Below are 19,802 nucleotides of genomic sequence, written 5' to 3' on the forward strand. Positions count from 1 at the left end.
CGGCCGACAGTTCCTCGGCCTTGCGCTTGGCTTCCGCCCGCCGGGCTTCGCGGTCGGCGGAGAGGAGTTCTTGTGCGGCGGCCTTGCGGAGCCTGCGATCGTGCCGCCGTTCTCGTCCCGGTGAGATGAGTACGGCGGAGTGGAGGCGCCCGTCCTGCCACCCGGTCACAGCGACATCCCTGGCTGGTGCGCCGTCCGCTGAACCGGGGCGAAGGACGGGTAGTCGCCGATGTCGTAGGCGATCGTCGCCTCGATCTCGTGTGCCCGATCCACGCATTCGGCGATCTGGTGGATCATCTCGGCGGCGCGATGAAGCTCCCAGGACTCTCTGTACGACGCGGCGCGCCCGGCGTTGGCATCGCCGTTAATCCACGCCTGCTTGCGAGTCGGCCCGTCGTGGAACTCGCCGAGCTGGTGCAGTGACTGGCTCAGCGATGCGAGAGCGGAGCTGATGGACCCCAGAACCGCGTAAATCGCGGTCGGGTCGTCGATCGTGCGCGTCGCGTGAGCAAGGCCGCGGACTGCTTCCCGGAGTTCGTCGGCGTCGGCAACCGGGTCGTTGAAGGTAGGCATCGGTGGCTCCTCGGTCGATGGCTTCATCGATGAGGTGCACCGGGCGCTCCGCCGTGTCGCCGGGAGACGGAGCGGCGACCGGCCCAGCCCGTGGCCGTGGCCGTGGCCGTGGCCGATCTGACGGAGCCTTGCCCGAACTGCGACACCCTGATGCGGTGGGAGACCTCTCACGAGCGCTGCGACGGCTGCGGTTACATTTGGCCCTGCTGCGAGGGCGCTCCCTGCAGCTGATCCTGCCTACTCGTCGGCCGCGTCGCCGATATCCCGGCGGCGGACACGGCGGCGCTTGCCGGTCTTGCGAAGCACCGGCCAAGGCTCGCGGACTGCGCGGCCGTTGCGGCGGTTCTTGTGGGGCTTACAGAGCTGACAGCCCTTGTGCTGCCGGTGAGGCGAGTGCGCCATCGTGACGACTCCGATCCGTGAACAACACCCGCCACGGAGGGCGGGGTTGGTGCGGGATCGGGGCCATGGAAAGAGGTTACGCCGGACGCCCGACACGTTCCGGGGAACAGAAGACCCCGCAGGCGTCTCGGGTCACCTGCGGGGTCTGGCCAGATCATGGACCAGGTCGGCTCGCTCTGTCCCGGGAATCCGAAATCTCCGGGCTCGGATGCCTTGGGCTAGCCGGACTAGGGCTCCTCCTTAGATCTCGAAGTCGTCGTGTGTCGCGACACGGGCGAGTTCGATCTGGCCGGATGGAAGCACCCAGTAGTGGATGCGCCGGGCGGAGGGAGTGTTGACCTGGAGGCTTGCCCGCCACGCGATGGCGCCGTCATCCCGGACGCGCACCGGGTCGTCGCCTCCCGAGCCCGTGCGTAGGTGGTGGACCTCTCGGCTGGGGAGCTGCGGTGCCAATCCTGTGACGATCTCGAAGGCGACATCGGCCACCTTCTCTGGCTTGATTCCCTCGAGTCCTTCGAGCGATTCGAGGAATCTTGGACCAATGTGGAAGTCGGCGAGCGGGCGGTTTCGCTGTTCGCTGGGAAGGGTTCGAGTAGCCCACTGGGTGAGGACGAGGTACCGGAACCCCTGTTCGGGATCGGCGAACCGCGGGCCGTTTCCAGCCGGGCTCTCGGACTTGCTGGTGCTGGTTGCCTTCCGGAGCCGCGCACGGGTGGACTTCAGGTCGTTCTCCGCCTTGTTCGCCCGCCGTTCGGCCTGGTCCAGCAGGAATCGGAGCTGCTCACGCTCGTCGGCTCCCGCGAGCATTTGCGTCTGGAGGTTGAGGACCTCGCGCTTGAGCCCGGCAATCTCGGCCGTCAGCCCGTCGACCTTGAGCAGGAGGCCACGGGTCGATTCGGTCTGCCGGTGAGCGGCAGGGGGCGTCGATGCTGGCTGCGGGGTCGGTCCGGGGCGGCTCCTGTCGAGCATGGCCGGGCTCGGCCGCGGCGTCGCGGCGGCCGGGGGCCGCGTGGGCGACGGCGGTTCGATCACCTGCACAGGCGACGGAGCCGGCGGCGGCATCGCCAAGGAGGTGACTGCCTCAGGCTCGTCGACCTCGGAGTGCTCCGACTCTTCGCTGAGCCACGGCGGCCCTCCCGGTAGCAGCGAGGGAGCCGACACGATCGGCTCGGCATCATCGACATCGTGCAGGGCGAGTGCCCAATCCGGCCCTGTCGTCGTTACCCGGGCAGGGATGACCTCGCCGACGGTCATGAGCGTGCGGAGGTCGTCCTCATGGTTGGCGGTGACGTCAGCACGAAGGACCGTGACGACAACCGGGGGTGTGGTGGTCTGGGGATAGAGGACCAGTTCCGCGTTCCCGTTGCGCACCTTCGCGACCTTGCTGAGGACGACGTCACCGACGGCGTATTCCGCGAGGGCCTCACCACTTGCTCGGAGGCTCTGTCTGATGTCGACTCGGTTGCTTTCGGCGTCGTACCAGCCCTCGATCCGCAGGCCCGCTGCCACAATGCGTTCGATCGGGACGTCCTCGACAGTGAGCTCTTCTGCGATCGCGGCGGGAAAAAGATTGCCGACGTCCACGAGTGCTCGGCCGGCGACGACCATCTTCACCGTGGTGTCGACCTTGCGGAGTTCACGCGTGGGAACTGAGTGGAGGAGACCGGCCGCTGCCGCCATCCGGAGCATGTCGGAGATGAGCTTCTGTGTGGCGCGTTCCCCGTCGGCTTCGTTGAAGGCGAAGCGAAGCGGCGACTTCGAAAGGTCGGTGGCCCACTCATGCCCGACGGGGTAGACGCGGCCGGCGCCACCGTAGACCTGCGTTCCCTCCGCCATCCGATTGGAGAAGTCCCAGGTGAACGGTCCGGTGGGCATCAGATAGACATCGGCGAGGCTTCCGGCCTCACGTGCGATCTCCTCGACATCGATCCAGGGCTTCGTGCGTCCGGCCGGAATCGTCACCACGGCAACCGGCCGTCGGCGAGCGTTGCCGTTGAGCAAGTCCGCGAGGGCGCTTGCAGAACGCTCGTCGTCGATGAGTTGGACACTGGCCACGACCTGAGCCTAGGAAGGTGGCCCGACAGAAGGTGGGGAATCTCCAGACTCCCACCCTGGTAGCAGGGCGGTGGTCACGTCGGCTGCGGAGGGCGGACGCTCCGCATCCCAGAAGCGTGCATACGTATCGGCGACAACTGGCCAGACCTCGCGGATGCCCGCCTCGACTGAGTCGACGGCTGATCCAAGGTCGCCGATGAGGATGAACTCATGAGGGATGACGCGTCCCGAAGCATCTCTTCTTCCCATCGGATCCGGAAACCGGAGCGCTAGTCGCCCGGCTGCCCGACGCCAGGCGGACGGTCCGTCGCTGAGTTCGGCGAATGCACGCTCATACTCCGCTAGCGGGTCACCTAGACCCGCGTCTAGAAGAAACCGGAAGCCCCACGCACGTCCGCGGGTCGCCCAGATGAGGTGACCTGGAACTGCGTGCCGATCGATCACTTCTGGGTCCTGATGACGCGATCCGAAACCCCCTGTTCGAGGTCGAGCTTGAACTGGGTCAACATCGCGCGCAGATAGTGGTTCTGTGCTCGTGCCTGCTCGTTCATCTCCTTGAGCTTGGGTCCCGCCACCTTGATGGCTGCAGCGAGCGCCGGCAGTGCCTTGGCCACGAACTCGGCTCGCTTGTCGGACTTGGCAACCTTCTTGAGGAGCTTCTCAACGCCCGCGAACTTCGCCCCCGTCAGGGCAGCCGCGATCACATCGGCGCCGTCAGCGAGCGAGTCGACGACCTTTCGTGGCAGCGTCATCCGCTCTTCCCACAGAACGCGGCGCTCCAACGGCAGGAGGGAAGCGATGGGAAGGATGAGATCCAGTCCGATGCGCTGCGTCAGGTCGATTTCGGCCGGCTCGCTCGTGTCCGGCTTGAGCTCGAACTTGGCGGACGAGAGGAGCATGAAGTCCTCGCCAATAGACAGGGCATCCGGTGTGACGATGAGTTCCGCGATGCTCGAGCGGAGCCGGTCTAGATCCTCGGCGGCCTTGAGAATGACGAGCTCTCGGAAGGTATTGACATCCCAATCGGGGAACAGGTCGGCCTTCGACAGCGACAAGATCCAGATCCTGGGGAACTCGACGAGCGGGCCATCGTCGGCGAGTAGATCATCCTTGAGTCGCATGAGGTTCTGGCGGAAGTTGCCGAGCAACGACTTCAAGTAGCGCTCTTCTTCTCCGCGGTAATCGAGCAGCTTCTGGCCGTCGACCAAGAGCAGAGCGACGTCCGAGCTCAGCAGCGTCTTGAAGGTGTCAATGCGACGCATTCGCTCCTCGGCACTGGTGGGATCCTCCTCGAACCATTCGCCCGGGTAGTCGTGCCAGGCGAGGTGCAACTCGTCGAACGGCCGCTTCTTCGCCTCGTCGCCTTCGCCGCCCTTCAGCTTGACCGAGAAGTCGTAGGTCGTGTTGGCGAAGCGGGTGGGCATGGGCGCCGTTGCGCTGTCCCTCATGCCGAGGTAGTTCTGGTACAGACGATTTCCCTGGCCGGTCTTGTCTGCGACCAGGTCCCAGAGGTCGTTCTTGTAGGAGCCCTCCTGGGTGGGTCCGTAGAACGAGGAGACCAGGACGGTCTTGCCCGATCCGGACTCGCCAAAGACTGCAATGTTCTGTTGCCGGATGCGCGGGTACCTCGCCATGGCGCGAACGTATCCCACAGGCCCGACTGTTTGGGCGCCACTCCTTGACGCGGGACGTGCACGCCGGTGGCGGCTTCGCGCCGAGTGCGGTCACGCCCGGCGGGCACTCGACTCTCCAGCGCATGTCGGCGTCATTAAATGGAGCGTGAGAGTGGAAGTGCAGCCACTGCGAAGGATTGCGCCTGCTGACCCCAGACCCGCCGGGTCTCGCATGACGCCTGGATCGCGGCCTGCTCGATCGCCGCCACAGCGCGCTCGAGCTCGTCGGGGTCACTGGCGCTGACGGCGACGAATCCGGTCGCCCGCAGAACGCCGTGCCCGGCGGTCAGGTCGGCCTCCTGCTGGAGGACGTCCTGGTACTCCGCAGTGTGCTGGGCGTCCTCGATCTGCCCGATCTTCTGTCGCTGGGCGGCGTCGGAGATGTACTCGGTCTTCTTCTTGCGGATGTCGCGGGCAGCGCGGTCTGTGCGCATCGGCGTGTAGAGGAGCGTGAAGGTCCGCCGGATCCCTGAAGACAGCAGCAGGGGCGCGAGGAAGCCGGGGTACACGAGGGAGCGTGGCCACTCGCTGATCCAGAGCACGCAGTGGTGGGCGGAGTCGCTGCGCAACGAGCCCCACGACTCGGTGACCGCGACTGGGCCCGCGGTTGCGAGGTCGCGGCCGATGTCGCCCTGGCGCTCAAGTGCGCCCGCGACGGCCGGGTCGTATGCGGCCCGCAGGATCAGCGCAAGGTCGCCGGCCGTGAGCCACTCGCCGGGGGAGAGGTCGGCGGACCGGAGGGCGGCCAGCATGGTCGCCATCTCCTGCCGGAGCACGGCCGCCGCCCCTCGCATGCCTCCGCCGGCGGCCCGGATCGCTCGCCCGGTCACTTTCATGTCGAGTGAGATCGAGACGGTCGACGCATGGCGCTCGCCCGCGGGGCCAGCGCGGTCGACCAGCTCGCCGTACGTCGCCGACGCCCACGAGCCTGAGCGGTTGCCGTGTTGCTCCCACCAGTCCGCCAGGCCCTTGCCGGAGTCGGGCAGCGTCCGCTCCATCACCTGCACGGAGGCGATCCGCCCCGAGCGGCATGCCGTCGCGAGGACCCGGCCCCACGAGACGACACGGCGCTCCTGCTCAGCTGGGTCGAGGAGCACGAACGCGGGGTGGGAGACACCGACGATCACGGTCAGGGTCGAAGCGTGCGGGTCGTGGACCATGACGGCGTCCGTCTCTGGGTCGACCCACAGCCGCAGCCGAGCCGCGTCGCCGGGCAGCGCCAGCGTTCCGGCCGGCCGGGGCTTCAGGACTCGACGGCGATACAGCAGCTGCCCGCCCGCTGATCGCCAGAGCCAGCGCGCGCCGATCGGCGCCCATTCGATGAGCTTGCGCCCTCCGACACCGACGAATGCCAGCGTCACGAAGAACAGGATGATCGGGAACGTCATCACCACGGCGCCGACGTACAGACCGATGATCAACGTGCCCGACGCGAGGCTGGCCATGACGAGTTGGGGCCCGGAGAGGCCGAGCAGTATGCCGCGCCGCGTCAGGCGCGAGAACTTGATCGGGGTCAGCTCTCGCTCGCTGGTCGTGGTGGCCACGGCCAATCACTTCTTCCTAGCGGTGTCGACCAGCGTCGAGTCTGCGACCGGGGGTGGAACTTTCGATGGAGCGGCGGACTCATGTGCCTGGGCCTGCCCGGTCGCTTGGGCGGCGACGAAGTTGCCGAGCCGAGGTCCGGCCGCTGCCGCCTCCTTCGCGACCACGACTCCAGCGGCAACTGCACCGCCCGCCGCGGCAGCGCCTCCGGACGCGCCACCTGCTGCGGCGCCTCCGCCGCCGGTTCCACCTGACGGTCCGCCCGTGGATGGTCCGGTGGCCGCGGGCGAGGCGCCGGACGTCGTTCCGCCGCCACCGTCTGCGCCGCCCCCGCCCAGGACCTTTGCCGGCTCGCTGCCGGTGCGGCGCGACAGCGGGATCGGCATCGGCCGGTTGAGCGAGGACTTGGCCTCCTGTTCGGCCGACATCGCGTGGTACATGTCGAAGCCCATGAACGCGATGGCCTTGTAGGTCAGGTACGGCGCGAACCCGGCCATCAGCATCAGTACGACGCCCGCCATCGGCTGGCTGACGGACTCGAGGTCGGCATCGATCGGCGCCGAGACCTGGGCGGTGGCGAGCAGGAAGATCACCACGAGGACGACCTTCGACAGGATCATCGCGATCACGAAAGTCGCCCAGCGGCTCACCCACGTCCGTGTGTGGTCCCAGCTGGCACCCGCGAGCGCGATCGGTGCGAAGACGATCGCGATCAGAAGCAGGGCCTTGCGGATCAGCAGGCTGATCCACACCACCATCGCTCCAATGATGGCCAGGCTGGCGAGGAAGATCGTGAGGATCGCTCCGGCGCCGGGAGAGCTGAGGTTGATAGCGCCGAGTCCTGCGGCGAGTACGGCGACCTTGTCGCCCATCTCGTTCATGTTGGTGCCGGCTGCGTTGACGATGCCGATGCAGAGCTGGTCGGTGATCTCGAGCGCGGTTGCGAGCAGGGCGAGGGCGACGAAGGACCCGAGGATCGACTTGGCGAGTCCGAGTGCGGCTCTGGAGAGTGCGGCTGGTTCACGACGGATCATGCCGCCGATGACCTGGAGCATGAAGAAGCCGAGCATCACGAAGACGCCGACGCCGAACATGATGTTGTAGACCTTGGTGTACTCGCCGCTGGTCACGTCGACGTACGTCGTGGTGTCGATGACCTTCCAGACGGAGGTGAACATCCACTCGGCGGCGCCGCCCATGCCCTGAGCGAGCCAGTCGAACGGCGCGGTGATGACCGCGCCGGCCGCGTCGCCAGCGGCGTTGCAGACCTCGTGGATCACCGGTACGTCACAGACACCCATGATCGATCCCTCAGACCTGCTGGCCGACGTTCCAGAAGAAGTTCACGAGAGTCACCGACGCGCCGCAGACGATGGCGGCACCGAGGGCCACGAGTACGCCGAGCTTGCCCCGACCGGCCAGGTGGGGGTTCGACGAGTTGGCTCCGAGCGCCCAGACGATCGCCGAGATGATCAGCGCGAGGACGGCCAGCACGAGGCCAACCGTCATGGAGGCTCCGACGATCTTCTTGAGCTGGCCGATCCCGGGCAGGCCGTTGGAATTGGGATCGATCGAGATGTCGAGAGGGAGCAGGAGCGCTGCTGTGAGTAGGTCCATCGGAGGGACTCCTGACGTCGAACGGGTGGACGTCTTAGAGGTGTGGGCCGATGTCCAGCAGCCAGTTGGCCCACGTGAGTGCAGCGCCTGTGAGCGCCGCTCCGCCAATCGCGACGAAGCAGCCGAGCTTCGCCTTCTGAGCGGTGTGCCAACTTCCTGAGCTGGAAGCGATTGCCCAGGTCGTTGCCGAGACGATGAGCATGAGTACGGCGACGATCAGGCCGTACGTGAGCAAGGCGCCGACGATGGCGCGGAGGTCTCCCGAGCCGCCCACGGCCCCGAAGTTTGGTCCAACGTCACCTGCGGCGAGACGGAATGGAGTCGTCATGCCCCTAGGTACCAATCGATCTGCACCGTGCGATAGGAGCGGACTCGATGGCGGTGTCGGCTGGTGCAACGTTCAGGCCTCGGCCGGATGTCCGTGGCGCTAACCTCGCCTCATGCAGATGTACCTGCAGAGTCCGAACGCGCTCTCGAACAAGGAGATCGACGAGGTCTACTCGTTGGCTGAGCAGCACGATGTAGGCATCTGCCTCTATGGCGGCACGCAATCACCGTCCAGGGGCGCGGCGGAGTGGTCGGCCTCCGGCAGTGTCTTCGCTCTGCGGCGCTTCATGAAGGCGGTCGGATTCAGGGCGATCTCCAAGCCGTCGTATCCAGAGGTCCGATGGACCGACAAGAACAGGTGGGAGTGACGTCTGCTCTGCGTAGCACCGAGGCGGTGGAAGGCGTGCGTGAGCGGCCTACCCGAGTCGGCGGACCGTCATGAACTCGCCTGAGAACTCGCCGATCGTCCCGTAGCGCACGACGTCCCCGGTCCGAGGTGCATGGAGAATCCGGTCACCGCCGACGTAGATCGCGACGTGGTGCGGGCGGCCGGCACCGGGGTAGCTGAAGAAGATGAGGTCACCGGGCTGCCTATCGGACCAAGCGATGCCTTGGCCAGCGTGGATCTGGTCGCCGGAGTAGTGGGGGAGCCGGATGCGCCCGCCGGAGGCTTGGTACGCGGCGTACAGGACAAGACCGGAGCAGTCGAAGCCGCCGCCTGTCGGCCCCTCGAAGTTGCCGCCGCCCCAGACGTAGGGCTTTCCGAGCTGGGATGCGGCGGCCTTGATGAAGTCGCCGGCGAATCCCGGCGGGAGGTTCATCGGCACGTCGGCCGCCGGCTGAGCACACGCGAGGTCGCTAGTGAGCGATACGCCGCTCAGCGTCGCCAGGATCTTCTCCGCGACGGGCTGGTTGACGGCGTACCTGTCGGGATAGGCGGAGACCTGCACGGCCTGGGCGGCGGCGCCGGGCTCCATCGATGCCCATCCGTCGATGTCGAGCAGGCCCCGCGGTGAGCCGTGGTTCGGGCCGCTGGGTCCGCCGTAGAAGGCGCGGGATGACCAGACGGGGTCCATCAGGTTCTCGACCGTGCCCCATCCGGCGGCGGGGCGTTGCTGGAAGAGGCCGACGGAGTCGTGGTCGCTGCCGTCACCGTCGTTCGGGATGTTCCCGGAGTGGGGGTAGGCGCCGATGTTCGACAGGACCCGCAGCGACGACTCGGTCAGCGCGGTCATGAGCGCGATCATCTGACCGCGGGCCGGGATGTTCTCGCTCTGGCCTGTGGCGATGATCGCGGCGGCGCGGGTGAGCTGCTGCTGGTTGAGGGTGACGGTCTCGCCGTTGGTGTTCGCCGCGCTGAGCCTGTCCGGCACCGGGCCGCTGACGCCGAGGCTCTCGGTCGCCTGACCATCCCACATGCAGCTGCCCGATCCGGCCGCCGCGGGGCTGATCAGCGTCGCGACGCCCAGGACGGCTGCGCCGGGGGCGAGGAGTACGGCGGCCGCGGCTCCAACCGCGAGCATCCTGATGCCCATGGCGTCGTCACCTGAGTGGGTTGTCGAGCTGCGAGAGCCGCAGCACATGGCAGCGGTCGAACGAGGGCTCGCAGGCGACGAAGACGGTGAACGCGACGGGGTGCGACGACTCGGCGTTCTCGCCGTTCCACACGCCGCTTCGGTGCCGCGTGCCGGTGACCGTGACGGCCGTCGTGCCCGGTCGGAGATGGCCGTGGGCTTGCTGGACCGCGGCGGTCCAGGACTCGGGGACGTACGCGCCGTCGATTTCGATCGTCTGCCGTACCTCCATCGCCCCGAGGTCGAGCCATTGGTCGACGGTCGGCAGGTAGATCGCGACGTCGGCGATCAGCCCGGGCGTCTCCTCGCCCGAGGGGTCGGCATCGGCAAGGACAGCGGCGGTGTAGTCGGTGGGCGGGAAGCCAAGGCTGGTGTCCCAGTCGAACAGCGACGACGCGACGGCGCGTGAGTACGCGACCGGATCGTTCGTGTGGGGGAGCGCGCGATCATTGAGGGTGACCACAGGAGTCGCCTCCGCCGGGATCGCCTCGAACTCTCCGGACGGTGGAGGCCCCGAGGTGGATTCGGCGGACTGGGGTCCACGCACGAGTCCGTAGATGCCGACGGCGAGGGTCGCGACGGTTAGGACGCAGCCGAGGACGACGGCGATCTGGCGCCAGGTGAGGTTGCGCATCGAGGCTCCGAGGTCGAGGTGGCGGACACCCCGGAGGTACGCCGATCAGGCCGACGCGGCCGCCGTACGTGCTTCACGGAGCTGGTCGCGCAGCTCGATCGTCTCGGCGACGACGCGCTCGAAGCGCGCCCAGTCGTCGTCCTTGAGAGCAGCAGCGAGCTCCGCGACGTCGTAGAGCGCAGTCCACCCCTCGAGCTCGGACCACATCAGCACGAACGACCGCGGGCTGTGGTGCTTCGGTGCGCGCTTGGCCTTGCTCCGCAGAGCGCGGAGGCGCTGGGCGTTCTCTTCCTCCTGGACGCGCTTGAGCGCCTCGGCGGCGAGCCGGGCGACCTCGTCCTGCTCCTCCCGGGACGGGGAAGGCGGCTGGCTCGCCAGTTCGACGGCGGCCTTGACACGCTTGTACGCCGGAGCAACCGGCGCATCGTTGTCGATCTCGCGCAGCATATTGGCGGCGAATTCGCGGACGGACTCGCCGAGGCTGTCGTCCTCGGAGACAGATCTGATCCAGTTGATCCGCTCCAGGCGCTGAGATGCATTGGTGCCTGTCACGATGTGCGCGGCGATCGAGCGGGACTTCCCGCGCGGTGGTGATGACTCATCACCACCGGTGGCTTTGCCGTCACTGCCGGTGCGGCCGAACCACGTCGCTGCCTGTCGCCGCTGCGAGTCTTCTTTCTCCAAGACCTTGATCTCGTCGTACAGCCGTGCGGCCTCGACGGGCGAGAGCGGCTTGCGCTGCTCGTTCTCGTCCTGTTGAGCCAGCAGGTGCGACAGCTGATCGGAGATGCCGGAGCGGACCCACACGCTCAAGGTGCGCCGCCCGAGCCGACGCAGCGCCTCGAGGCGGCGCCAGCCGCATACGAGGACACCGTCGGGGGTGACGGTGACAGGCTGGAGGAGGCCGACCTCCTCGATCGACCGCATCAGGGCGCTCATGTCGCCGAGGTCGCGGCGGTGACGTACGCCGACGATGATCGAGTCGATCTGGCGCTCGAGCTCGATGTGGCCCTTGTCAGACATCGATCCTCCTGGCGACCTTTGGGGCAGAGTCTCGGATCTCCACGACGAGCCCGTCGTCGGCGAGCAGGTCGACGACCTTCCAGTCGCAGACGAGCATCGCGAGCACGCCGACGCCGGCCCGAGTCGCCGCGGCGGCCTTGTCGGGGTTGCCGAGCACGATCCGCAATACGGTGGCCCACGAGCCGCGGTCCAGGTCGAGTGCGGCTCGGCCGGCTTGGTCGCGCCGGAGGTAGGCGTGAGCGATGTTCCTATTGCCGGCCTCCATCAGCCGGGTGGCGATGTAGTCGAGAGTGCAGGTCGCGCTGTTCGCAGGCCAGCCCAGGGCGACGAACATGCTGATCACCAGGTTGAGCGCCTCGAACGCCGTCGTCGGGGCCGTCTCGCCGGGCTTCATCGGCGGCGTCGTCGGCGCAGGGTCGACCGTCGACGGCCCTCGACTCTCAGCGAGGAGTTCGAGGAATCCCGTCTCGTCTTCGCCGAAGCGGCGCGCGTCGTGGTGACGCATGACCTCCCGTCTGCGCGCCTGGGCGGTCGAGCAGAGCAACCCGGCCGCGCGCTCCTCGGCGATCAGGCTGACTTGGACGGCACGGGTGATGACGGCCCACGGGTCTTCCGCGCACCTCACCGCGCGTGTGCGCATGGCCTCGAAGGCGGCGTACGCCGAGTCCTCTGGCTCGCAGTTGTGAGTGCGCGCGAGGGATCGGTACTTGCGGATAGTGAACTCCATCAGCCGCTCCGTCTCGGGGTCCTGCCGCCAGGACCAGTAGCCGACGCTCTCCCGGTCGTGAAGCCGCTGCAGGAGTGCGCGGAGGCCTTCAGCGGTGGCGAACGACGTGCTCACAGTCCCAGTCCTTCCTGGTTCACGGCGGGTGCCGCCGATCGGTCTGGTCCTGGGTGGCGGAGGGTGCGGGTGGTCGTGGCCGGTGTACGGCGCGCTCGTCGTACGAGCTCCGTTTGGAGATCGATCCCGCGGCCGACCATGGGGCCGAGGTAGGAACCGAGCTCGGTGGGGCGTACCCACGCGATCCGTTTCTGTGTCAGCTCGCGTGCCGGCTGTTCGGGCCCGAGCGACGGATCACGGTGCCGCGCGAGCTCGCTGGGGGCGTGCTCGGCACTCCCTGCGGGAGTCGACCGCTCCGGCGGGCGGTAGCTGTGGCGGCGGTACTCGGCGTGCGTGTTCACAGGTGGATCCCTTCACTCGCTGGGGTGGGGCCCAGGCGGCTCCCCGGGCCCAGCCGGTTGGCGATGCGGAACGCGGAGTCGACGGTCGTTTGGATCTCGCGGTCCGGGAGCCCGGCGTACTGCGCGGCCGGCATCAGCCAGCCCATGACGTCGGCGTGGCTCAACCCGTTCTCGACCATCCGGCACGACGCCCAGAAGAGGGCACGGTTGCGGCCGCCCTCGGGCGTCAGCGCGACGGTTCGCGCCAGGGCCTCGGGGCGGCATCCGCTGGCGGGCATGCCGGGCGGCGGGGGAGTCCGCGCCGGTCGCGGGGGCTCGAGGAACCGCCGGAGCTCGACTGCGTCGACCGGCTTCGCTGGGTGCGCGGCGACCGCGATGACCTCGTACGACCGCTGGGCGCCCTCGACCGTGACGCGCGACGGGGGAGCAATGACGTAGCCGCCGTCGCCGCGGAAGTCGACGTGGGCCGCCGGGACCTGCCAGCTGCGCTCCTCCTGTCCGCGGACGTTCGGGTAGTAGGCGTGCAGACCGCCCGAAGGCGTGCGCACCAGCCACGCCCAGTCGTTTCCGAACCCCTGGCTCCGCGCTCGCTCGAAGGCGTCGAATCCGCTCGCGCCGGGATGGACGTCGACATCGACGACGAGGACGCCGGTCGGTGCGCCCGTGGGCAGTCCGATGTTCGCGTCAGGGGTGCGTTGCCACCAGGCATGGACGACGCGGGCGACGGAGGTCGCGTCGTGGAAGCCGTTGGGCGTGAGCGGCTGCTTGCCGCCCGGGACGCACGGGAAGACCGGAATGCCGAGGTTGGCATAGCGCAGAGCGGCGGCCGCGAGCGTGGGCTCGTCGGCGACTCGCTGCATCGTCGACACCGACCACGTCGGAACCGGGTTGTTGGGGTCGAACATGCCCTCGACGATGCGCCGTCAGGTATCCACGATTTCGGGATACCTGCCCGGATTCGGGAGGGGGATACCTGCGTTTGCGCAGGTCAGGAGGTATCCCTAAGTCATTGCCATCAACCCCGTTGACACTAACCCACGGTCACCCGATCGCCCAGTTGGGACCCCAGTCGTGGCCTAGGCCATTGGCATCTTCGTAGTCCCAGAGGGCCCACTCGTACCCGGCGACGTACGCGTTGTCGGCGTCACGGTGCTCCGCGAGCCAGAGACGTCCGGCATGGACCGAGCCGGTGGTCAGTGCGCTTCTCCGGCCGGCGTTGTAGCCCGCCATGTACCGCTGCTCGCCGCTCGTTGCCATATCCGAAGTCGAACATATGTGCGAACTCTGGGTCAAGGTCGGGCGCTGTGCGGCGCGGAGCGTCACCGTGTCCCGGACGGCACCCGAAGCCAGTGACGATCTGGCGGAACCGATGAGGTGAATCGCCGCCGCCGGCTCCTGCGATCGACTAGGTTTCCGTCGTTGGCCGAGCCGTGTCAGGAGGCAGTTCGATGGCGGACCTCGAAGACGTGCCGCACGGCCCATGCGTGGGCTGTGGTGCCAAGACGTACCTGTGGTGCCAGGAGGTCGACAACTGGCACTGCACGAGTTGCGACACCGACTGCCCGTAGCGGCGGCGGCGCGATCGAGAGTGAAGAGGGACAGACGTCGCGGCAGTCGAGTCGCTGCGTCTGCCAAGACGGCAAGTAGCGGGGAAAGGGCGGCCCAGTGTCATTCGAGAATCACTCGACCGGAGAGACGTTCGAGGACGAGGACGACTACCTGCGTTCCAAGAAGTTGGACGACTCGTACTCGTTCACGTACGACTACGAGTACGTCGCGGACCGATTCGGTGACGGTGACGACGTTAGGTTGGAGAACGCCAGGCTGAACGTCACGCTCTCTTGGGACGACTCGTCAGCTCCCGGATACGTCGTCGCGTACACAGTCGACTCCCCGACGCCGATCCCGAACGACTGGACGGGTGACACCGACCAGATCTTCAACGATCTATGGAGTGAAGTTGTGGCGGACTGCGAGTCCGTCGGCATTGGCTCGGAGTTGCACAAGGACTGGCCCATTTGAGGTGATGCTGCCCTCGACATCGGTCAACATCGACACCTAGCTAGTCACTGGACCTCCACGACGTAGGCGTCGTGGTCCGAAAGCTCGACGCCATCAGCGATCGCACTCACGCGTTCGACTGCGACCACGGACCAGAAGGCGGGGACGGCGACGTGGTTGATGCTGCGGGCGCCGACCAGGCGGTGGGGCGAGACGTCTGTCGGAGCCCTGAGGCCGAGGCGGTCGAGTGCCCCGAGAATCGACAACTGGCCGCCCCTGCTTCCCGCGTACAGGCGACCGGTCAGCTCGTGATTCCAGTCGCCACCCCAGACGATCGGCGCGGCCGCCTCGATAGCCGTGACGGCCGCAGCCGTTCGGGAGCCCTGGTCCTCGCCGGTCCATGGCGAAGCGCTACCGCTGTTTCGCCACGGCAGGATCGATGAGGCGATCCGAAGGCCGTCGACTTCGGCGAGAGCCGTGGCGCCGTGGGGATCAGGTAGTGGCCGAACGCGAGCGTTCGCGGCGACGGCAGCCCAGCGACGCCCTGGCTGCATTTCGGCTTCAGTGAAGTGAATGCTGAGCCCAGAGACCTCGACCCATTCGACGACCTCCGTCAGTAGGAGAAGGTCCGCTCGCAGCGAACGGACCAGCCAGTGGTGCCGTGGCGTCCACTTGCCTCCGAGGTTCCACGTTGCGATCCGCACCTGCAGAGTCTTGCCTACCCACCCGCCTCGTGTTGCGGATCAGCCTGTGCGTCGCCGGACGGCATCGGCAGCGCGCTTCCCCTCGACCACCTCGGTGGTTCGAGGAGGAAGCTGAATCGGCCCGTAGCCGTCATCGCTCCGATTCGAGACCCCATCGCGCATCCGTGCGTCAGCCTCGTCGATGTTCCCCATGGCTCGATCGACGGCGACGCGGTCGAGGTTCGCGATCTCGTCGTACGGCGACGCGGCGAGGGTGACGCTGGACGCGAAGTCGGCAAGACCGAGGTCGCCGAGGGCCAGTGCGTGGGTGGTGACGATGTGTCCGACGTCGACGATCGCGGCGGTCATGATGTGGTCGAGTCGGTCGCCTTCGAGAAGCCATCCCCAGCCGTCCTTGCGGAGGTCGGTGAACGGCTCGCCGCTGACGAGGTTCAGCGCTGCGATGAGGTCTGCCAACCCCTCGGCGCCGCGGCTCTGGCCGCGGGCACGGAGGCGCCTGAACAGGTCGAGATCGCAGAGGACCCCGTCGAGCGCGTAGGTCGCCGGGACGCCGTCCTGATGGGTCTGCTGCGCGCGGGGAAGGAACGGCTTGCCCGCCCGGCTCTGCCCGAGCCACTTCCGGATGATGCTCAGGTCGGACCGCGCCTTCTGAGGTCGGATGCAGAGGTCCTCTGCGAGCTTCTCGGCGGTGACTCCATTCGGGTGGAGCGCGAGGTAGGCGAGGAACTCGACGTAGTAGGGCCGACGGTGAGCCGTGGCTGTCGCGTCGCCCAGAGTCCTGACCGTGACCGGACCCAGCAAGGTCACCTTCGGGGCCACGGGAACCGGGGAGTCCCATCGGGCGAGGTCTTCGTCCAGGTCCGGATCGGAGGCATGGACGGCCCTTGCGGCCTCCGGAGAAGCGTTGGGCGCGAGAGTCTCGACATCGTCGACGGTCGTTGCCGCCCGGTCGGCGTAGACGTGGGCGTCGAGTGGCAGGAGTGACGAGGCGCCAGCCGGTTGCTCCTCCGGACGCGGGTCGGTGAGGTCGTCGACGAGCGCGCCCGCGCAGTCCGTCACGGTCTCCACGTCGGCGGCGCGGGGGACCGGCACGACCTGGGCCACCGAAGTCAGGTCGATCAGAGCGGCACACGCCTCGGCTTCGGTGGCCGTAAGCCCCGCGGATGCGAGATCCAGGTCAAGGGAAGGAACTCGCACACGGCCGTCGGTACTCAGGCGGAAGTCGACGTACGGCTGGGACGCCTCGCGTCCGACCGTCACCATGGCGATGCCGGAGCGTCCGGGGAAGCCGACGACGGCGCCGGCCAGCCGTGTCAGATCCGGACTCGTGTCGCCGCTCGCGATGATCACTGCGTGGAACTCGTCCGGCTCCCCGGTCGGGCTGGCGGCCGCGAGGTCGTCGGCAAGCGAGCTAAGGAACGCGTCGTCTCCGGGGTCGTGGACGTGGACGAAGTCGCGATTGATCGAGGCCAGTTCTCCGCCGATGCCCAGCGCTTCGACGTGTACCGGCGAGGCCCAAGGGTTGACGACCAACTCCGCCATGAGATGGCGAACCAGTGCGGCGCTACGGTCGGCGTCCCCTGACAAGGCCAGCGCACGAAGCTCCTCGAGGTTGAGCAGCACCAGCGCGCCTTCGTCGGCCTGACCGACGCTGACCAGCATCGGGTACGGCGGCAGCGCGTCCGGGGGTGGAGTCGGGACCGCCTCGACAGGGATGTGCCATGCAGCGCCTCCGCCGGTCCATGGCTTAGGGAGTTCAGCAGGCTCCGCAAGTGTCAGCACGATCCGGCTGGAAGAGAGCCTGACGGAGAGCAGGCGAGGTGAAGGGGGCAGGCCACGGAGGGCCGCATCAAGCTCCTCGATCGGATGGGCGGTGCCGGACCCCGACACCTGCACGGACTTCTCGACAGCGAGCAGCTCGGCCGGCGGTGGGGCGATGATCCTTCCGGGTCGGCGATAGCGGAGCTGGGTTCGCCGGTGTTGTCGAAGCACCATCCAGAGCGACCCGGCCAGGAGTGCTCCGGCGCCGGCCAGTCCCGGGAGCAGCCAGGTCGGGGTGGTCTCGTCCTCGGCGGAGTCTGCGAAAGCATGCTCGGGTTCGGCGTTGGATGCTTCGGGGGCGGGCGGAGTAGCTCCGTCGGTAGGTGGAGTCGCGTCCTGCCGAGGCGGCTCCTGGACGTGCTTCGGCTCCTTAGGCTCGACCGGTTCCGACTGTCCCGGGAGCGTGAGCTTCCAGCCGGGGAGGATGAGATCCGGGTCGGAGAGGTGGGCGCCGTTCGGCTGAACTGTGTCGCGCGATGCTCGGAAGATCGACGGGTAGGCGTCGGCGTCGCCCAGTTGGTCCTCGGCGATCTCGGAGAGGGTGTCACCGGGCTGGACGACGTACGAGCCGTCCGAAGAGTCGTCAGCGACGGGGACCTTGAGCACGGTCCCGGGCAGGAGGAAGTCGGGACGCCCGTCGAGGACGGCCTGATTGAGGGCAACGAGCTCGACGTACCGCGTGCCGTCGCCGAGTCGCTCTTCGGCGATCTTCCAGAGGCTGTCGCCGCGCTTCACCGTGTAGCGCTCGGTCTCCGGCTGCGCTGCCTGCACGTGGTCTTCCGCTCGGGGCGCTGCCGACACTTCTGCGACCGCTGCAACGTCGGGCTCGTCCGGCAACGGTGCCGCGACTGCAGCATGCGCGCGAGGCTGGGGCAACACGGCGCTGACGGTTGGGACTGCGACGAACAACAGGGCCGCGGCCGCGACCAGTCGGTCCGCAGCGAGCTGAGAAACCGCGAGACCGGGGAGTCGCGGTGTATGGATGCCGCGAGCCTGCGACACGATCGACGCGAGGAGCTGGCACGTGAAGACGGCCCACGCGATCCAGCAGACCGCGGTGATGACCTGCAGGGCGAGCGTGCCGTCGTCCTGAGCCGTCAGCCTCGACCACGTGAACGCGCTCGGGTCGGGGAGCGCGTCGATGGAGATGAGTACGACGGGCACCCCGACCACGAAGGCGACGAGCGTGAGGGTGGCCAGGAGGCCACGCAGCCTGGAGTCGGTCTTGTTCATTGCTCACTACCTCCGAGGGTGCGGACGAGTCGGGCGGTCGCGGTGCCGGTGACGTCGAGGCGGTTGATGCCGATGAGACCGAGGAACTGGGGCTCGTAGGAGTCCGTGACGGTCACGGTGATGGTGGTGCCGTCGTTGATCGCGACTGTTCCGGTGACTCCGGCTGCGTCGAGATAGCGCTGGGCGGCGGCACGCGCCGCGGCGGGGGAGATCGCGAGGTCGTGCCCCTGGATGGCGGAGCTTCCCTCGACCTCCTCGCCACCTGCCCGTGCGGCCTGCGCGGCGACGTCGTGGGCTCGCTCGTGGGCGTGGACCTGGCCTCCGAGGTCGACTGCCAGCCCGACGAGGAAGATCATCACGAAGCTGGCCAGGGCCAGCCACACGGTGATGGAGCCGCGCTCGTCCCGGCGGCTCATCGTTCCCGCCAGGTGTCGATCGGGCTCGACATCGTCGCCCGCAAGACCCGGGACCCGGGGACGCCCGGAACAGCGAGATCCGACAGGTCGAGTCGGCACGAGACGGTCACGTTCACCGAGCCAGGAACGCCAGGCTGCTTGTCGAAGTCGCTTGTGTCGACCGCGACGTCGATGTCCGAGCAGCCGATCTTCTGGCTGGTGATGCTCGAGGTCGCCGCCTCGCGTGCATCGGCTCGGGCGGCGTCCGGGTTGCGCGCGAGTGACGCTGACCGGGCGGCATCAGCGGCAGCGGACTGGAGCGCCTGATGAGTGGTCGCCGTACGGCCCCCGAAGATGACCAGGCCGATGAAGAGCGCGAAGGCGGGTACGCCGATCGCCGCCTCGATCGCTGCCGAACCGCGTTCGTCCCGGCGGATCACGGCGCCGTTACCTGCTCGACCGGCACGCTCGCGCTCTGGGTGATGCGGACCTTCCACCCGGGGATGACGCTCAGGGAGAAGCCGCTGACCGTCACCGTGGCGGTGGTGGCGGTCCGGTTCGCACTCGTCGAGGTCGCGGTGATGACGTCATCGCCACCGGCCTCGGCGAGGAAGGCGTTGGCGGCGCCGACACCGTCGGACTCCCTGCCCTGCTCGGCTCCAGCGGCTCTGGCGCCCTGCTGCGCAGCCGCGATGGCGACGGCCTTCGCGTGGTAGTAGAGCGCTGCCTGCATCCCGAGGAACATGACCGCGAAGAGTGCGGGCAGCAGGACGACGAGCTCGATCGAGACCGAGCCCCGTTCGCCGCGTCGCCGGCGGCGGCTACTTGATCTTGCCCGCTTCTGAGGTGACATAGTTCGTGACCGCGAGGACCACGATCCCGACGATGCCGATGACTGCGACGGCCCAGAGGACGTGCTCCATCGTCACCGACCCGCGTTCACTGCGGCGGGATGCACGCAGGTCGTCGTACTTGCTGAGTGCTGCGATCTGCAGCAGGACCAGAACCTTCAACATGGGGTTTCCTCCTGTGGGTGTGTCCTTCCG

21 protein-coding genes are annotated in these 19,802 nt (G+C 67.9%); 2 read left to right on the forward strand and 19 right to left on the reverse strand.

What is annotated here, in order from left to right; all coding sequences use genetic code 11:
- Positions 1-165: 165 nt before the first annotated feature.
- The 7 genes from BJ958_RS04620 to BJ958_RS04650 form a co-directional block, all read right to left on the reverse strand.
- Entirely contained in the window at positions 166-573 is a 408-nt protein-coding gene (locus BJ958_RS04620; protein WP_179725757.1) for a hypothetical protein, read from the reverse strand.
- A gap of 642 nt (positions 574-1,215) precedes the next feature.
- Entirely contained in the window at positions 1,216-3,030 is a 1,815-nt protein-coding gene (locus BJ958_RS04625) for a hypothetical protein (RefSeq protein ID WP_179725758.1), read from the reverse strand.
- A 440-nt stretch (positions 3,031-3,470) separates the two neighbouring features.
- Positions 3,471-4,664 (reverse strand): TRAFAC clade GTPase domain-containing protein, encoded by a 1,194-nt coding sequence (locus BJ958_RS04630; protein WP_179725759.1) that lies wholly within the window; start codon positions 4,662-4,664, stop codon positions 3,471-3,473.
- 134 nt (positions 4,665-4,798) lie between these two features.
- Positions 4,799-6,247, reverse strand: coding sequence for an SCO6880 family protein (locus BJ958_RS04635; RefSeq protein ID WP_179725760.1), 1,449 nt, complete (start codon positions 6,245-6,247; stop codon positions 4,799-4,801).
- Between the two features lie 6 nt (positions 6,248-6,253).
- Complete coding sequence (locus BJ958_RS04640) at positions 6,254-7,546, reverse strand: TrbL/VirB6 family protein (protein ID WP_179725761.1); 1,293 nt, start codon at positions 7,544-7,546, stop codon at positions 6,254-6,256.
- A gap of 10 nt (positions 7,547-7,556) precedes the next feature.
- Entirely contained in the window at positions 7,557-7,862 is a 306-nt protein-coding gene (locus BJ958_RS04645; protein ID WP_139624216.1) for a DUF6112 family protein, read from the reverse strand.
- Between the two features lie 34 nt (positions 7,863-7,896).
- Positions 7,897-8,190, reverse strand: coding sequence for a DUF6112 family protein (locus BJ958_RS04650; protein WP_179725762.1), 294 nt, complete (start codon positions 8,188-8,190; stop codon positions 7,897-7,899).
- A 112-nt stretch (positions 8,191-8,302) separates the two neighbouring features.
- Here BJ958_RS04650 and BJ958_RS04655 point away from each other — a divergent pair, with 112 nt between their 5' ends.
- Positions 8,303-8,557: a hypothetical protein gene (locus BJ958_RS04655; protein ID WP_179725763.1), complete on the forward strand. Its 255-nt coding sequence runs from the start codon at positions 8,303-8,305 to the stop codon at positions 8,555-8,557.
- Positions 8,558-8,605: 48 nt separating this feature from the next.
- Here the strand turns inward: BJ958_RS04655 and BJ958_RS04660 are convergent, their stop codons facing one another.
- From BJ958_RS04660 to BJ958_RS04685, 6 genes are all read right to left on the reverse strand, one after another.
- On the reverse strand, positions 8,606-9,724 hold the full coding sequence (locus tag BJ958_RS04660) for a C40 family peptidase (RefSeq protein ID WP_179725764.1): 1,119 nt from the start codon (positions 9,722-9,724) through the stop codon (positions 8,606-8,608).
- 7 nt (positions 9,725-9,731) lie between these two features.
- A complete protein-coding gene (locus BJ958_RS04665) occupies positions 9,732-10,397 on the reverse strand; it encodes a hypothetical protein (RefSeq protein WP_179725765.1) in 666 nt (221 codons plus the stop codon).
- A gap of 45 nt (positions 10,398-10,442) precedes the next feature.
- Positions 10,443-11,420 carry a ParB N-terminal domain-containing protein gene (locus BJ958_RS04670; RefSeq protein WP_179725766.1) on the reverse strand — a complete coding sequence of 326 codons (978 nt, stop codon included), beginning with the start codon at positions 11,418-11,420 and terminating at the stop codon, positions 10,443-10,445.
- Positions 11,413-12,261 carry a serine/arginine repetitive matrix protein 2 gene (locus BJ958_RS04675; RefSeq protein ID WP_179725767.1) on the reverse strand — a complete coding sequence of 283 codons (849 nt, stop codon included), beginning with the start codon at positions 12,259-12,261 and terminating at the stop codon, positions 11,413-11,415. The genes BJ958_RS04670 and BJ958_RS04675 overlap by 8 nt, the downstream gene beginning before the upstream one ends.
- A 337-nt stretch (positions 12,262-12,598) precedes the next feature.
- Positions 12,599-13,507: a bifunctional DNA primase/polymerase gene (locus BJ958_RS04680; RefSeq protein ID WP_179725768.1), complete on the reverse strand. Its 909-nt coding sequence runs from the start codon at positions 13,505-13,507 to the stop codon at positions 12,599-12,601.
- 136 nt (positions 13,508-13,643) lie between these two features.
- Positions 13,644-13,832: a hypothetical protein gene (locus tag BJ958_RS04685; protein ID WP_179725769.1), complete on the reverse strand. Its 189-nt coding sequence runs from the start codon at positions 13,830-13,832 to the stop codon at positions 13,644-13,646.
- Between the two features lie 435 nt (positions 13,833-14,267).
- Here BJ958_RS04685 and BJ958_RS04690 point away from each other — a divergent pair, with 435 nt between their 5' ends.
- On the forward strand, positions 14,268-14,624 hold the full coding sequence (locus tag BJ958_RS04690) for a hypothetical protein (protein WP_179725770.1): 357 nt from the start codon (positions 14,268-14,270) through the stop codon (positions 14,622-14,624).
- A gap of 44 nt (positions 14,625-14,668) precedes the next feature.
- On the opposite strand, the gene BJ958_RS04695 is transcribed toward BJ958_RS04690, so the two are convergent.
- From BJ958_RS04695 to BJ958_RS04720, 6 genes are read right to left on the reverse strand one after another with little or no spacing between them, the layout of a single operon-like run.
- Positions 14,669-15,307, reverse strand: a complete 639-nt coding sequence (locus BJ958_RS04695; protein ID WP_179725771.1) for a hypothetical protein — start codon at positions 15,305-15,307, stop codon at positions 14,669-14,671.
- A 39-nt stretch (positions 15,308-15,346) separates the two neighbouring features.
- Positions 15,347-18,361, reverse strand: coding sequence for a LysM peptidoglycan-binding domain-containing protein (locus BJ958_RS04700; RefSeq protein ID WP_179725772.1), 3,015 nt, complete (start codon positions 18,359-18,361; stop codon positions 15,347-15,349).
- The gene (locus tag BJ958_RS04705) at positions 18,358-18,777 is read right to left on the reverse strand and encodes a TadE/TadG family type IV pilus assembly protein (protein ID WP_179725773.1); all 420 of its coding nucleotides are present in this window, start codon (positions 18,775-18,777) and stop codon (positions 18,358-18,360) included. The genes BJ958_RS04700 and BJ958_RS04705 overlap by 4 nt, the downstream gene beginning before the upstream one ends.
- Positions 18,774-19,196 carry a TadE/TadG family type IV pilus assembly protein gene (locus BJ958_RS04710; RefSeq protein ID WP_179725774.1) on the reverse strand — a complete coding sequence of 141 codons (423 nt, stop codon included), beginning with the start codon at positions 19,194-19,196 and terminating at the stop codon, positions 18,774-18,776. Before BJ958_RS04710 ends, BJ958_RS04705 begins: the two co-directional genes overlap by 4 nt.
- A complete protein-coding gene (locus BJ958_RS04715; RefSeq protein ID WP_179725775.1) occupies positions 19,193-19,609 on the reverse strand; it encodes a TadE/TadG family type IV pilus assembly protein in 417 nt (138 codons plus the stop codon). Before BJ958_RS04715 ends, BJ958_RS04710 begins: the two co-directional genes overlap by 4 nt.
- A complete protein-coding gene (locus BJ958_RS04720; RefSeq protein WP_136562053.1) occupies positions 19,578-19,772 on the reverse strand; it encodes a hypothetical protein in 195 nt (64 codons plus the stop codon). The genes BJ958_RS04715 and BJ958_RS04720 overlap by 32 nt, the downstream gene beginning before the upstream one ends.
- Positions 19,773-19,802: the final 30 nt, after the last annotated feature.

The sequence above is a fragment of the Nocardioides kongjuensis genome, from assembly GCF_013409625.1.
Classification (GTDB): domain Bacteria; phylum Actinomycetota; class Actinomycetes; order Propionibacteriales; family Nocardioidaceae; genus Nocardioides; species Nocardioides kongjuensis.